Source organism: Escherichia sp. MOD1-EC6819 (assembly GCF_002965765.1).
Classification (GTDB): domain Bacteria; phylum Pseudomonadota; class Gammaproteobacteria; order Enterobacterales; family Enterobacteriaceae; genus Escherichia; species Escherichia ruysiae.
This window is the reverse complement of the sequence record NZ_PTRG01000011.1, coordinates 115,658-130,111: the sequence shown is the minus strand read 5'-3', so window position 1 is coordinate 130,111 and position 14,454 is coordinate 115,658. Positions and strand designations below refer to the sequence as shown.

General features: G+C 52.7%; 15 protein-coding genes. 14 read left to right on the top strand and 1 reads right to left on the bottom strand.

Features of this window, described 5'->3' with window-relative positions; all coding sequences use genetic code 11:
* Window positions 1-2: 2 nt before the first annotated feature.
* From ftsE to ataT, 6 genes are all read left to right on the top strand, one after another.
* A complete protein-coding gene (gene ftsE, locus A7Z06_RS16915) occupies window positions 3-671 on the top strand; it encodes a cell division ATP-binding protein FtsE (protein WP_000617723.1) in 669 nt (222 codons plus the stop codon).
* Window positions 664-1,722 carry a permease-like cell division protein FtsX gene (ftsX, locus tag A7Z06_RS16910; protein ID WP_001042014.1) on the top strand — a complete coding sequence of 353 codons (1,059 nt, stop codon included), beginning with the start codon at window positions 664-666 and terminating at the stop codon, window positions 1,720-1,722. Before ftsE ends, ftsX begins: the two co-directional genes overlap by 8 nt.
* Before the next feature lie 244 nt (window positions 1,723-1,966).
* On the top strand, window positions 1,967-2,821 hold the full coding sequence (gene rpoH, locus A7Z06_RS16905; RefSeq protein WP_000130220.1) for an RNA polymerase sigma factor RpoH: 855 nt from the start codon (window positions 1,967-1,969) through the stop codon (window positions 2,819-2,821).
* 272 nt (window positions 2,822-3,093) lie between these two features.
* A complete protein-coding gene (livJ, locus tag A7Z06_RS16900; protein WP_001022009.1) occupies window positions 3,094-4,197 on the top strand; it encodes a branched chain amino acid ABC transporter substrate-binding protein LivJ in 1,104 nt (367 codons plus the stop codon).
* Between the two features lie 150 nt (window positions 4,198-4,347).
* On the top strand, window positions 4,348-4,614 hold the full coding sequence (gene ataR / locus A7Z06_RS16895) for a type II toxin-antitoxin system antitoxin AtaR (protein ID WP_001277103.1): 267 nt from the start codon (window positions 4,348-4,350) through the stop codon (window positions 4,612-4,614).
* 6 nt (window positions 4,615-4,620) lie between these two features.
* Complete coding sequence (gene ataT, locus A7Z06_RS16890) at window positions 4,621-5,148, top strand: type II toxin-antitoxin system toxin acetyltransferase AtaT (protein ID WP_000342457.1); 528 nt, start codon at window positions 4,621-4,623, stop codon at window positions 5,146-5,148.
* Here ataT and panM read toward each other — a convergent pair.
* Window positions 5,145-5,528, bottom strand: coding sequence for an aspartate 1-decarboxylase autocleavage activator PanM (gene panM / locus A7Z06_RS16885; protein WP_000778811.1), 384 nt, complete (start codon window positions 5,526-5,528; stop codon window positions 5,145-5,147). The two genes, ataT and panM, sit on opposite strands and share 4 nt — an antisense overlap.
* Before the next feature lie 422 nt (window positions 5,529-5,950).
* Between panM and livK the strand changes: the two genes are divergently transcribed.
* From livK to ugpE, 8 genes are all read left to right on the top strand, one after another.
* Entirely contained in the window at window positions 5,951-7,060 is a 1,110-nt protein-coding gene (gene livK / locus A7Z06_RS16880) for a high-affinity branched-chain amino acid ABC transporter substrate-binding protein LivK (protein ID WP_000827692.1), read from the top strand.
* 47 nt (window positions 7,061-7,107) lie between these two features.
* Window positions 7,108-8,034: a high-affinity branched-chain amino acid ABC transporter permease LivH gene (livH, locus tag A7Z06_RS16875; protein WP_001295111.1), complete on the top strand. Its 927-nt coding sequence runs from the start codon at window positions 7,108-7,110 to the stop codon at window positions 8,032-8,034.
* Window positions 8,031-9,308 (top strand): branched chain amino acid ABC transporter permease LivM, encoded by a 1,278-nt coding sequence (livM, locus tag A7Z06_RS16870; RefSeq protein WP_000803774.1) that lies wholly within the window; start codon window positions 8,031-8,033, stop codon window positions 9,306-9,308. Before livH ends, livM begins: the two co-directional genes overlap by 4 nt.
* Window positions 9,305-10,072: a high-affinity branched-chain amino acid ABC transporter ATP-binding protein LivG gene (livG, locus tag A7Z06_RS16865; protein WP_001075509.1), complete on the top strand. Its 768-nt coding sequence runs from the start codon at window positions 9,305-9,307 to the stop codon at window positions 10,070-10,072. Before livM ends, livG begins: the two co-directional genes overlap by 4 nt.
* Window position 10,073: 1 nt before the next feature.
* Complete coding sequence (gene livF / locus A7Z06_RS16860; protein WP_000416891.1) at window positions 10,074-10,787, top strand: high-affinity branched-chain amino acid ABC transporter ATP-binding protein LivF; 714 nt, start codon at window positions 10,074-10,076, stop codon at window positions 10,785-10,787.
* Window positions 10,788-11,185: 398 nt separating this feature from the next.
* Window positions 11,186-12,502, top strand: coding sequence for a sn-glycerol-3-phosphate ABC transporter substrate-binding protein UgpB (gene ugpB / locus A7Z06_RS16855; protein ID WP_000803198.1), 1,317 nt, complete (start codon window positions 11,186-11,188; stop codon window positions 12,500-12,502).
* A gap of 221 nt (window positions 12,503-12,723) precedes the next feature.
* Window positions 12,724-13,611, top strand: coding sequence for a sn-glycerol-3-phosphate ABC transporter permease UgpA (gene ugpA, locus A7Z06_RS16850; protein ID WP_000099289.1), 888 nt, complete (start codon window positions 12,724-12,726; stop codon window positions 13,609-13,611).
* Window positions 13,608-14,453, top strand: a complete 846-nt coding sequence (gene ugpE, locus A7Z06_RS16845) for a sn-glycerol-3-phosphate ABC transporter permease UgpE (RefSeq protein WP_000572164.1) — start codon at window positions 13,608-13,610, stop codon at window positions 14,451-14,453. The genes ugpA and ugpE overlap by 4 nt, the downstream gene beginning before the upstream one ends.
* Window position 14,454: the final 1 nt, after the last annotated feature.

Here is a 14,454-nt window from a genome sequence, read left to right as displayed (position 1 = left end):
CAATGATTCGCTTTGAACATGTCAGCAAGGCTTATCTCGGTGGGAGACAGGCGCTGCAGGGCGTTACGTTCCATATGCAGCCGGGTGAGATGGCGTTTCTGACCGGTCATTCCGGTGCAGGGAAAAGTACCCTCCTGAAGCTGATCTGTGGGATTGAGCGGCCCAGCGCCGGGAAAATCTGGTTTAGCGGCCATGACATCACGCGTCTGAAAAACCGTGAAGTTCCGTTTCTGCGCCGCCAGATTGGCATGATTTTCCAGGATCACCATCTACTGATGGATCGTACTGTCTACGATAATGTGGCGATCCCGTTGATTATTGCCGGTGCCAGCGGTGACGATATTCGTCGTCGTGTATCGGCGGCGCTGGATAAAGTCGGGCTACTGGACAAAGCGAAGAACTTTCCGATTCAGCTTTCTGGCGGTGAACAACAACGCGTTGGCATTGCCCGCGCGGTGGTTAACAAACCTGCGGTACTGCTGGCGGACGAACCGACCGGTAATCTTGACGACGCGCTGTCGGAAGGAATTTTACGCCTGTTTGAAGAGTTTAACCGCGTTGGGGTAACGGTATTGATGGCAACGCACGACATCAACCTGATTTCGCGGCGTTCCTATCGTATGCTCACCCTGAGCGATGGTCACTTGCATGGAGGCGTGGGCCATGAATAAGCGCGATGCAATCAATCATATCCGGCAGTTTGGCGGACGTCTGGATCGCTTCCGTAAATCGGTCGGCGGCTCAGGCGACGGTGGTCGTAATGCGCCGAAACGCCCGAAATCCTCGCCAAAACCGGTAAATCGCAAAACTAACGTTTTCAACGAACAGGTGCGTTATGCGTTCCACGGCGCTTTGCAGGATCTCAAAAGCAAACCGTTCGCTACGTTTTTAACGGTGATGGTCATCGCCATTTCCCTGACGCTGCCAAGCGTCTGCTACATGGTGTACAAAAACGTTAACCAGGCGGCGACGCAGTATTATCCCTCACCGCAAATCACCGTTTATCTGCAAAAAACGCTGGACGATGACGCAGCAGCGGGTGTGGTGGCACAGTTACAGGCCGAACAGGGCGTGGAGAAAGTGAACTATCTTTCTCGTGAGGACGCGTTGGGCGAGTTCCGTAACTGGTCTGGTTTTGGCGGCGCGCTGGACATGCTGGAGGAAAACCCGCTTCCGGCTGTGGCGGTGGTGATCCCAAAACTCGATTTTCAGGGGACGGAGTCGCTGAATACGTTGCGTGATCGCATCACGCAAATTAACGGCATCGATGAAGTACGAATGGACGATAGCTGGTTTGCCCGTCTGACCGCACTGACTGGGCTGGTAGGGCGTGTTTCGGCGATGATCGGCGTGCTGATGGTGGCGGCAGTGTTCCTGGTTATCGGCAACAGCGTGCGTCTGAGCATATTTGCCCGCCGCGACTCCATCAACGTGCAGAAACTGATTGGCGCGACGGATGGTTTCATACTTCGCCCGTTCCTGTATGGTGGCGCGCTGCTGGGATTTTCTGGCGCATTACTGTCATTAATTTTGTCAGAAATTCTGGTGCTGCGTTTGTCATCGGCGGTTGCGGAAGTGGCGCAGGTATTCGGAACGAAGTTTGATATCAATGGTTTATCGTTCGATGAATGCCTGCTGCTGCTGCTGGTGTGTTCGATGATTGGCTGGGTGGCAGCATGGCTTGCCACGGTACAACATTTACGGCACTTTACGCCGGAATAATAAAATCGTGTTATACTCTTTCCCTGCAATGGGTTCCGTAGCAGGGAAAGAGACCCCGTTGTCTCTTCCCGGTATTTCATCTCTATGTCACATTTTGTGCGTAATTTATTCACAAGACAGCATTGAACTTGTGGATAAAATCACGGTCTGATAAAACTGTGAATGATAATCTCGTTGCTCTTAAGCTCTGGCACAGTTGTTGCTACCACTGAAGCGCCAGAAGATATCGATTGAGAGGATTTGAATGACTGACAAAATGCAAAGTTTAGCTTTAGCCCCTGTTGGCAACCTGGATTCTTACATCCGGGCAGCTAACGCGTGGCCGATGTTGTCGGCTGACGAGGAGCGGGCGCTGGCTGAAAAGCTGCATTACCATGGCGATCTGGAAGCAGCTAAAACGCTGATCCTGTCTCACCTGCGGTTTGTTGTTCATATTGCTCGTAATTATGCGGGCTATGGCCTGCCACAGGCGGATTTGATTCAGGAAGGTAACATCGGCCTGATGAAAGCAGTGCGCCGTTTCAACCCGGAAGTGGGTGTGCGCCTGGTCTCCTTCGCCGTTCACTGGATCAAAGCAGAGATCCACGAATACGTTTTGCGTAACTGGCGTATCGTCAAAGTTGCGACCACCAAAGCGCAGCGCAAACTGTTTTTTAATCTGCGTAAAACCAAGCAGCGTCTGGGCTGGTTTAACCAGGATGAAGTCGAAATGGTGGCTCGCGAACTGGGCGTAACCAGCAAAGACGTCCGTGAGATGGAATCGCGTATGGCGGCACAGGACATGACTTTTGACATGTCTTCCGACGACGATTCCGACAGCCAGCCGATGGCTCCGGTGCTCTATCTGCAGGATAAATCATCTAACTTTGCCGACGGCATTGAAGATGATAACTGGGAAGAGCAGGCGGCAAACCGTCTGACCGACGCGATGCAGGGTCTGGACGAGCGTAGCCAGGATATCATCCGCGCGCGCTGGCTGGACGAAGATAACAAATCTACGTTGCAGGAACTGGCTGACCGTTACGGCGTTTCCGCTGAACGTGTACGTCAGCTGGAAAAGAACGCGATGAAAAAACTTCGCGCTGCCATTGAAGCGTAATTTCCGCTATTAAGCAGAGAACCCTGGATGAGAGTCCGGGGTTTTTGTTTTTTGGGCCTCTACAATAATCAATTCCCCCCCTCCGGCAAAACGCCAATCCCCACGCAGATTGTTAATAAACTGTCAAAATAGCTATTCCAATATCATAAAAATCGGGTATGTTTTAGCAGAGTATGCTGCTAAAGCACGGGTAGTCATGCATAAAACGAAATAAAGTGCTGAACAACAACATCACAACACACGTAATAACCAGAAGAATGGGGATTCTCAGGATGAACATAAAGGGTAAAGCGTTACTGGCAGGATGTATCGCGCTGGCATTCAGCAATATGGCTCTGGCAGAAGATATTAAAGTCGCGGTCGTGGGCGCAATGTCTGGTCCGGTGGCACAGTATGGTGACCAGGAGTTTACTGGCGCAGAACAGGCGGTTGCGGATATCAACGCCAAAGGCGGCGTTAAAGGCAACAAACTGCAAATCGTAAAATATGACGATGCCTGTGACCCGAAACAGGCCGTCGCGGTGGCGAACAAAGTGGTTAACGACGGCATTAAATATGTCATTGGTCACCTCTGTTCTTCATCAACACAGCCAGCGTCTGACATTTATGAAGACGAAGGCATTTTAATGATCACCCCAGCGGCAACCGCGCCAGAGCTGACTGCCCGTGGCTATCAGCTGATCCTGCGCACCACCGGTCTGGATTCCGACCAGGGGCCGACGGCGGCAAAATATATTCTTGAGAAAGTGAAACCGCAGCGTATTGCTATCGTTCACGACAAACAACAGTACGGCGAAGGTCTGGCGCGTGCGGTGCAGGACGGCCTGAAGAAAGGCAATGCTAACGTAGTGTTCTTTGATGGCATCACCGCTGGGGAAAAAGATTTCTCGACGCTGGTGGCACGCCTGAAGAAAGAGAATATCGACTTCGTTTACTACGGCGGTTATCACCCGGAAATGGGGCAGATCCTGCGTCAGGCGCGCGCGGCGGGGCTGAAAACTCAGTTTATGGGGCCGGAAGGTGTGGCTAACGTCTCGCTGTCTAATATCGCGGGCGAGTCAGCGGAAGGACTGCTGGTGACCAAGCCGAAGAACTACGATCAGGTTCCGGCGAACAAACCGATTGTTGACGCGATCAAAGCGAAAAAACAGGATCCAAGCGGCGCATTCGTCTGGACCACCTACGCGGCGCTGCAATCTTTGCAGGCGGGGCTGAATCAGTCTGACGATCCGGCGGAGATCGCCAAATACCTGAAAGCGAACTCGGTTGATACGGTGATGGGGCCACTGACCTGGGATGAGAAAGGTGACCTGAAAGGCTTTGAGTTCGGTGTGTTTGACTGGCACGCCAACGGCACGGCGACCGATGCGAAGTAACAGATAGATAAATGAAAATGCCCGATGAGCTGAACCGCCATCGGGTTTTTTTGTGTTTGTCGAAATGGTTGTAGAAAGATTAAACAATCCAGGATATGCTTAATGTACGGTAGAATTCCGTACATATTTATAAGTAGCAGGAGAGTTTACATGTCTGCTGTTAAAAAGCAGCGTATCGATCTGCGTTTAACTGACGATGACAAAAGTCTAATTGAGGAAGCGGCGGCGATATCTAATCAGTCCGTCAGCCAATTTATGTTGAATAGTGCCTCGCAGCGGGCTGCAGAAGTGATTGAACAGCATCGGCGAGTGATCCTTAATGAGGAGTCCTGGACGCGGGTGATGGATGCGCTGAGTAATCCGCCGTCACCAGGTGAAAAGTTAAAACGTGCGGCAAAACGTCTTCAGGGAATGTAATAATTTATGGATGATCTGACGATAGAGATTCTGACCGATGATGCAGATTATGATCTACAGCGATTCGACTGCGGCGAAGAAGCCTTAAATCTCTTTCTGACGACACATCTGGTTCGTCAGCATCGCAATAAAATTCTGCGAGCGTACATCCTTCGTGCCAACACGCCAGAACGCCAGGTCCTGGGATATTACACATTATCCGGCAGTTGTTTTGAACGAGCCGCATTGCCCTCGAAATCGAAACAGAAAAAAATTCCCTACAAAAATATTCCCAGCGTCACTCTTGGGCGTCTGGCAATTGATCGTTCAATACAGGGGCAGGGATGGGGAGCAACACTGGTTGCTCATGCCATGAAAGTCGTCTGGTCAGCCTCTTTAGCGGTAGGTATTCACGGTCTTTTTGTCGAGGCGCTGAATGAAAAAGCCCAGACGTTTTATCAGTCGCTGGGCTTTATCCCGTTGGTCGGAGAAAACGAAAATGCGTTATTTTTTCCAACCAAATCCATAGAACTGCTTTTTACACAGAGCGATTAACGCTTCTCCCAACCGCCCTGCTGTGCCGTAAACCCCTGTGCTTGCATAAACGCTGTCATCACGCCGCGATCTTCCACGCCAGCATCCGCCATCCACCAGGATGAAACGCCGGGATTATCACGTAACACTTCTTCCAGCAGATATTGCCCTACGCCGCGTCGGCGGGTGACTTCCCGTACACGCAGGGAATCCATCGCTCCCTCGGTGCCGCTTAAGGTTACTCGCACGGCAGCGAGCAGGCGCTCGTTAAAACGCGCGGCGTAAATACGGTGGGAATCGTCAACCTGTAAAGAGGAAGGAGAATACTCCGGCCAGATCTTTTGCAGGTCAATCCGATCCTGGTCGCTAAAGTTTTCTAATCGAATGATGGTCAGCTTCATGGGGAACCCGTACAAATCACAAAAGTGGAACCAGTGTAGCGAAATAATTTAATCGGAGGCTTTCTCTTTTTTATTTCTTTTGGCAGGTGATTAATTTTTTTTCAGCAATAATTACAAATTAAAAACATTATAGAATGAAAATTGTCCAGCATAATCCCCTGAATGGTAGTGAATTATTCCGCCCTTTGTACCGTTATTTTATGCTGACAACGGCGCTTTTTTCTGTTTATCTATCAATTAATTCAGAATATTATCTGTTCTTAATCGACTGAAAAATAGAGATTTTAATCGATATCATCACAAAAACTGCGCTAAACCCTTAATCGGACAGGCAAAAACAGCGCAGTATAAAAAAGAACAGTCTGATTTGTTAACACATAAAAAACAAAGCAACACAACATTACGAGTGGGGATTTTTGACTATGAAACGGAATGCGAAAACTATCATCGCAGGGATGATTGCACTGGCAATTTCACACACTGCTTTAGCCGACGATATTAAAGTTGCCGTTGTCGGCGCGATGTCCGGCCCGATTGCCCAGTGGGGTGATATGGAATTTAACGGCGCGCGTCAGGCGATTAAAGACATTAATGCCAAAGGGGGAATTAAGGGCGATAAGTTGGTTGGCGTGGAATATGACGACGCCTGCGACCCAAAACAAGCCGTTGCGGTCGCCAACAAAATCGTTAACGACGGCATTAAATACGTTATTGGCCATCTGTGTTCCTCTTCTACCCAACCTGCGTCAGATATCTATGAAGATGAAGGTATCCTGATGATCTCGCCGGGGGCGACTAACCCGGAGCTGACTCAACGCGGTTATCAACACATCATGCGTACTGCCGGGCTGGACTCTTCCCAGGGGCCAACGGCGGCAAAATACATTGTTGAGACGGTGAAGCCTCAGCGTATCGCCATCATTCACGACAAACAACAGTATGGCGAAGGGCTGGCGCGTTCGGTGCAGGACGGGCTGAAAGCGGCTAACGCCAACGTCGTCTTCTTCGACGGCATTACCGCTGGCGAGAAAGATTTCTCCGCGCTGATCGCCCGCCTGAAAAAAGAAAACATCGACTTTGTTTACTACGGTGGTTACTACCCGGAAATGGGGCAGATGCTGCGCCAGGCGCGTTCCGTTGGCCTGAATACTCAGTTTATGGGGCCGGAAGGTGTAGGTAATGCGTCGCTGTCGAACATTGCCGGCGATGCCGCCGAAGGCATGTTGGTCACCATGCCAAAACGCTATGACCAGGATCCGGCAAACAAAGGCATCGTTGATGCGCTGAAAGCGGACAAGAAAGATCCGTCCGGGCCTTATGTCTGGATCACCTACGCGGCGGTGCAATCTCTGGCAACTGCCCTTGAGCGTACCGGCAGCGATGAGCCGCTGACACTGGTGAAAGATTTAAAAGCTAACGGTGCAAACACCGTGATTGGGCCGCTGAACTGGGATGAAAAAGGCGATCTGAAGGGATTTGATTTTGGTGTCTTCCAGTGGCACGCCGACGGTTCATCCACGGCAGCCAAGTGATCATCCCACCGTCCGTGAAATGCGGGCGGGTTTAGAAAGGTTACCTTATGTCTGAGCAGTTTTTGTATTTCTTGCAGCAGATGTTTAACGGCGTCACGCTGGGCAGTACCTACGCGCTGATAGCCATCGGCTACACCATGGTTTACGGCATTATCGGCATGATCAACTTCGCCCACGGCGAGGTTTACATGATTGGCAGCTACGTCTCCTTTATGATCATCGCTGCACTGATGATGATGGGCATTGATACCGGCTGGCTACTGGTAGCGGCGGGATTTGTCGGCGCAATCGTCATTGCCAGCGCCTACGGCTGGAGTATCGAACGGGTGGCCTATCGCCCGGTACGTAACTCTAAGCGCCTGATTGCGCTCATCTCGGCAATCGGTATGTCCATCTTCCTGCAAAACTACGTCAGCCTCACCGAAGGTTCGCGCGACGTGGCGCTGCCCAGCTTGTTTAACGGTCAGTGGGTGGTGGGTCATAGCGAAAACTTCTCTGCCTCTATTACCACCATGCAGGCGGTGATCTGGATTGTCACCTTCCTCGCCATGCTGGCGCTGACGATTTTCATTCGCTATTCCCGCATGGGGCGCGCGTGTCGTGCCTGCGCGGAAGATCTGAAAATGGCGAGCCTGCTTGGCATCAACACCGACCGGGTGATTGCGCTGACTTTTGTGATTGGCGCGGCGATGGCGGCGGTGGCGGGCGTTCTGCTCGGTCAGTTCTACGGCGTGATTAACCCCTACATCGGCTTTATGGCCGGGATGAAAGCCTTTACCGCAGCGGTGCTCGGTGGGATTGGCAGTATTCCGGGGGCGATGATTGGCGGGTTGATTCTGGGGATTGCGGAGGCGCTCTCTTCGGCTTATTTGAGTACGGAATATAAAGATGTGGTCTCATTTGCCTTACTGATTCTGGTTCTGCTGGTGATGCCGACCGGTATTCTGGGTCGCCCGGAGGTAGAGAAAGTATGAAACCGATGCATATTGCAATGGCGCTGCTTTCTGCCGCTATGTTCTTTGTTCTGGCGGGCATCTTTATGGGCGTGCAACTGGAACTGGATGGCACCAAACTGGTGGTTGACAGTGCTTCAGACATCCGTTGGCAGTGGGTATTTATCGGCACGGCGGTGGTCTTTTTCTTCCAGCTTGTGCGACCCGCTTTCCAGAAAGGGCTAAAAAGCGTTTCAGGGCCGAAGTTTATTCTGCCAGCGATTGATGGTTCCACGGTGAAGCAAAAGCTGTTCCTCGTGGCGCTGCTGGTGCTTGCGGTGGCATGGCCGTTTATGGTGTCACGTGGGACGGTGGATATTGCCACTCTGACCATGATCTACATTATCCTCGGCCTCGGGCTGAACGTGGTGGTAGGGCTTTCTGGTTTGCTGGTGCTCGGTTACGGCGGCTTTTACGCCATCGGCGCTTACACCTTTGCGCTGCTCAATCACTATTACGGTCTGGGCTTCTGGACCTGCCTGCCAATTGCTGGGTTAATGGCAGCGGCGGCGGGCTTCCTTCTCGGCTTCCCGGTGCTGCGTCTGCGTGGTGATTATCTGGCGATCGTTACCCTCGGTTTCGGCGAAATTGTGCGCATATTGCTGCTCAATAATACCGAAATTACCGGCGGTCCGAACGGCATCAGTCAGATCCCGAAACCCACTTTCTTCGGCCTTGAGTTCAGCCGTACCGCCCGTGAAGGCGGCTGGGATACGTTCAGCAATTTCTTTGGCCTGAAATATGATCCCTCCGATCGCGTCATCTTCCTCTATCTGGTGGCCTTGCTGCTGGTAGTGTTCTCTTTGTTCGTCATTAACCGCCTGCTGCGGATGCCGCTGGGGCGTGCGTGGGAAGCGTTGCGTGAAGACGAGATCGCCTGCCGTTCGCTGGGCTTAAGCCCACGTCGTATCAAGCTGACCGCCTTTACCATCAGCGCCGCGTTTGCGGGTTTTGCCGGAACGCTGTTTGCTGCGCGCCAGGGCTTTGTCAGCCCGGAATCCTTCACCTTTGCCGAATCGGCATTTGTGCTGGCGATAGTGGTGCTTGGTGGTATGGGATCGCAGTTCGCGGTGATCCTGGCGGCAATTTTGCTGGTGGTGTCGCGCGAGTTGATGCGTGATTTCAACGAATACAGCATGTTAATGCTCGGTGGTTTGATGGTGCTGATGATGATCTGGCGTCCGCAGGGCTTGCTGCCCATGACGCGCCCGCAACTCAAGCTGAAAAACGGCGAAACGAAAGGAGAGCAGGCATGAATCAGCCATTATTATCTGTTAACGGCCTGATGATGCGCTTCGGCGGCCTGCTGGCGGTGAATAACGTCAATCTCGAACTGTACCCGCAGGAGATCGTCTCGTTAATCGGCCCTAACGGTGCCGGAAAAACCACGGTCTTTAACTGCCTGACCGGATTCTACAAACCCACTGGCGGCACCATTTTACTGCGCGATCAGCATCTGGAAGGTTTGGCGGGTCAGCAAATCGCCCGTATGGGGGTGGTGCGTACTTTTCAGCACGTGCGTCTGTTCCGCGAAATGACGGTAATTGAAAACCTGTTGGTGGCGCAGCATCAGCAACTGAAAACCGGGCTGTTCTCTGGCCTGTTGAAAACGCCTTCTTTCCGTCGCGCCCAAAGTGAGGCGCTCGATCGAGCCGCAACCTGGCTTGAGCGCATTGGTTTGCTGGAACACGCTAACCGTCAGGCGAGTAACCTGGCCTACGGTGACCAGCGTCGCCTGGAGATTGCCCGCTGCATGGTGACGCAGCCGGAGATTTTAATGCTCGACGAACCGGCGGCAGGTCTTAATCCGAAAGAGACCAAAGAGCTGGATGAGTTGATTGCCGAACTGCGTAACCATCACAACACCACTATCTTGTTGATTGAACACGATATGAAGCTGGTGATGGGGATTTCAGACAGAATTTACGTGGTCAATCAGGGGACGCCGCTGGCAAACGGTACGCCGGAGCAAATCCGTAATAACCCGGACGTGATCCGTGCCTATTTAGGTGAGGCATAAGATGGAAAAAGTCATGTTGTCCTTTGACAAAGTCAGCGCCCACTACGGCAAAATCCAGGCGCTGCATGAGGTGAGCCTGCATATCAATCAGGGCGAGATTGTCACCCTCATTGGCGCGAACGGGGCGGGGAAAACCACCTTGCTCGGCACATTATGCGGCGACCCGCGCGCCACCAGCGGGCGAATTGTGTTTGATGATAAAGACATTACCGACTGGCAGACGGCGAAAATCATGCGTGAAGCGGTAGCGATTGTCCCGGAAGGGCGTCGTGTCTTCTCACGAATGACGGTGGAAGAGAACCTGGCAATGGGCGGCTTCTTTGCCGAACGCGACCAGTTTCAGGAGCGCATAAAGTGGGTGTATGAGCTGTTCCCGCGTCTGCATGAGCGCCGTATTCAGCGGGCGGGCACCATGTCCGGCGGTGAGCAGCAGATGCTGGCGATAGGTCGTGCGCTGATGAGCAACCCGCGCTTGCTACTGCTTGATGAACCCTCGCTCGGGCTGGCGCCGATTATCATCCAGCAAATTTTCGACACCATCGAACAACTGCGCGAGCAGGGGATGACCATTTTCCTCGTCGAGCAGAACGCTAACCAGGCGCTGAAGCTGGCGGATCGCGGCTACGTACTGGAAAACGGTCATGTAGTGCTCTCTGATACCGGCGACGCGCTGCTGGCGAACGAAGCGGTGAGAAGCGCGTATTTAGGCGGGTAATAACACGTTGATTGATAAGGAGTCAAAAGACTCCTTTGAGACAGCTGACAAATGTAAAAATGCCTGATGCGCTGCGCTTATCAGGCCTACTGGGTGAGTTGCAATATATTGAATTTGTACGATCTTGTAGGCCTGATAAGGCGTTTACGCTGCATCCGGCATGAAACGATGAGCAATCTGTAGAGTTTGATTCAGACCTTCTATATTTTCCCGCTTATCCGTGTCCCATCTCCCATTTTCCCTCACCCGCGCCGTCACTGCCTTGTCATCTTTCTGACACCTTACTATCTTACAAATGTAACAAAAAAGTTATTTTTCTGTAATTCGAGCATGTCATGTTACCCCGCGAGCATAAAACGCGTGAATTCGCGCATTCGGTACAACAAGAGAGATAAACGATGAAACCGTTACATTATACAGCTTCAGCACTGGCGCTCGGACTGGCGTTAATGGGGAATGCACAGGCAGTGACGACCATTCCGTTCTGGCATTCTATGGAAGGGGAACTGGGTAAAGAGGTGGATTCTCTGGCTCAACGTTTTAACGCCGAAAACCCGGATTACAAAATTGTACCGACCTACAAAGGCAACTACGAACAGAATTTAAGCGCAGGGATTGCCGCATTTCGTACCGGCAACGCGCCGGCTATTTTGCAGGTTTATGAAGTTGGCACCGCTACCATGATGGCGTCGAAAGCCATTAAACCGGTATATGACGTGTTTAAAGAGGCGGGGATTCAATTCGATGAATCGCAGTTTGTGCCGACGGTTTCCGGTTACTACTCCGACAGCAAAACGGGCCACTTACTCTCCCAGCCGTTCAACAGCTCGACCCCCGTACTCTATTACAACAAAGACGCCTTCAAGAAAGCAGGATTAGACCCGGAACAGCCGCCGAAAACCTGGCAGGATCTGGCGGACTATGCCGCAAAACTGAAAGCCTCCGGTATGAAGTGCGGCTACGCCAGCGGCTGGCAGGGCTGGATCCAACTGGAAAACTTTAGCGCCTGGAACGGTCTGCCGTTTGCCAGCAAAAACAACGGCTTTGACGGCACAGACGCGGTGCTGGAGTTCAACAAGCCGGAGCAGGTGAGACACATTGCTATGCTCGAGGAGATGAACAAGAAGGGCGACTTCAGCTACGTCGGTCGTAAGGATGAATCCACCGAGAAGTTCTATAACGGTGATTGCGCGATGACCACCGCCTCTTCCGGTTCGCTTGCCAACATTCGCGAGTACGCCAAATTCAACTATGGCGTAGGCATGATGCCTTACGACGCTGACGCGAAAGATGCGCCACAAAATGCCATTATCGGCGGAGCCAGCCTGTGGGTGATGCAGGGCAAAGATAAAGAAACGTATACCGGCGTGGCTAAGTTCCTCGACTTCCTCGCGAAGCCAGAAAACGCTGCTGAGTGGCATCAGAAAACCGGTTATCTGCCGATCACCAAAGCGGCGTATGACCTGACCCGTGAGCAGGGCTTTTACGAGAAAAACCCAGGGGCAGATACCGCGACGCGTCAGATGCTGAACAAACCGCCGTTGCCGTTCACCAAAGGGCTGCGTCTGGGCAACATGCCGCAGATCCGCGTGATTGTGGATGAAGAGCTGGAGAGCGTGTGGACCGGCAAGAAGACGCCACAGCAGGCGCTGGATACTGCCGTTGAGCGTGGGAATCAGTTACTGCGCCGCTTTGAGCAGTCTACTAAGTCTTAATTCTCTTACCCTCACCCTAACCCTCTCCCTAAGGGAGAGGGAACCGATCGGCGTGGTGGGAAAGTGCCGTGTCGGTTTGTCACTTCGTACTGAAGGCGAAGGGAACCACCCGGCGTGGTAGAGCGAAGTTGACTCAATGGCAAAACGCCGCACCGCCTTTCTCCCTCGCCCCTTTGGGGAGAGGGTCGGGGTGAGGGGAACACAACACGAAGAGTTTATTTATGTCATCATCCCGTCCGGTGTTCCGCTCGCGCTGGCTGCCCTATCTGCTGGTCGCGCCGCAGCTCATCATCACCGTTATCTTTTTTATCTGGCCTGCGGGCGAAGCGTTGTGGTATTCGCTACAAAGCGTCGATCCGTTTGGTTTCTCCAGCCAGTTTGTCGGCCTGGATAACTTCGTCACGCTGTTCCATGACAGCTACTATCTCGACTCCTTCTGGACGACGATAAAATTCAGCACCTTTGTCACCGTCAGCGGTTTGCTGGTGTCGCTGTTCTTCGCGGCGCTGGTGGAGTACATCGTGCGCGGCAGTCGTTTCTATCAAACCTTGATGCTGCTGCCGTATGCCGTGGCACCCGCCGTTGCCGCCGTATTGTGGATCTTCCTGTTTAACCCCGGTCGTGGGCTGATCACCCATTTTCTCGCTGAGTTCGGCTACGACTGGAACCACGCGCAAAACAGCGGTCAGGCAATGTTTCTGGTGGTGTTTGCCTCGGTGTGGAAGCAAATCAGCTACAACTTTCTGTTCTTCTATGCCGCGCTGCAATCCATTCCCCGTTCGTTGATCGAAGCCGCAGCCATCGACGGTGCAGGGCCGATTCGCCGCTTCTTTAAGATTGCTCTGCCGCTTATCGCCCCGGTGAGTTTCTTCCTGCTGGTGGTGAACCTGGTGTACGCCTTCTTCGACACCTTCCCGGTGATCGACGCCGCCACGTCCGGCGGGCCGGTTCAGGCCACCACGACGCTGATTTATAAGATCTACCGCGAAGGCTTTACCGGACTGGATCTGGCTTCGTCTGCCGCGCAGTCGGTGGTGTTGATGTTCCTCGTCATCGTGCTGACGGTGGTGCAGTTTCGCTATGTTGAAAGCAAGGTGCGTTACCAATGATTGAGAACCGTCCGTGGCTGACGATATTCAGCCATACCATGCTGATCCTCGGGATCGCGGTGATCCTCTTCCCGCTGTACGTGGCGTTTGTCGCGGCAACGCTGGATAAACAAGCCGTCTACGCCGCGCCGATGACGCTAATTCCTGGCACACATCTGCTGGAAAACATCCACAACATCTGGGTGAACGGGGTAGGCACGAATAGCGCGCCGTTCTGGCGGATGTTGCTTAACAGCTTCGTGATGGCGTTCAGCATTACGCTCGGCAAAATTACCGTCTCGATGCTTTCGGCATTTGCTATTGTCTGGTTTCGTTTTCCGCTGCGTAACCTCTTCTTCTGGATGATTTTTATCACCCTGATGCTGCCGGTTGAAGTGCGTATTTTCCCGACGGTAGAAGTCATTGCCAATCTGAAGATGCTCGACAGCTATGCAGGTTTAACGCTGCCGCTGATGGCCTCGGCGACCGCCACCTTCCTGTTCCGCCAGTTCTTTATGACGCTGCCGGATGAGCTGGTGGAAGCGGCGCGGATCGACGGCGCGTCGCCAATGCGCTTCTTTTGCGACATTGTTTTTCCGTTGTCGAAAACCAATCTGGCGGCGCTGTTTGTGATCACCTTTATCTACGGCTGGAACCAGTATCTGTGGCCGCTGCTGATTATTACCGACGTTGATCTCGGTACTACCGTTGCAGGGATCAAAGGGATGATTGCCACAGGCGAAGGCACCACGGAATGGAACTCGGTGATGGCGGCGATGTTGTTAACTCTGATCCCACCAGTAGTGATTGTTTTAGTGATGCAGCGTGCCTTCGTGCGCGGCCTGGTCGATAGTGAGAAATAAG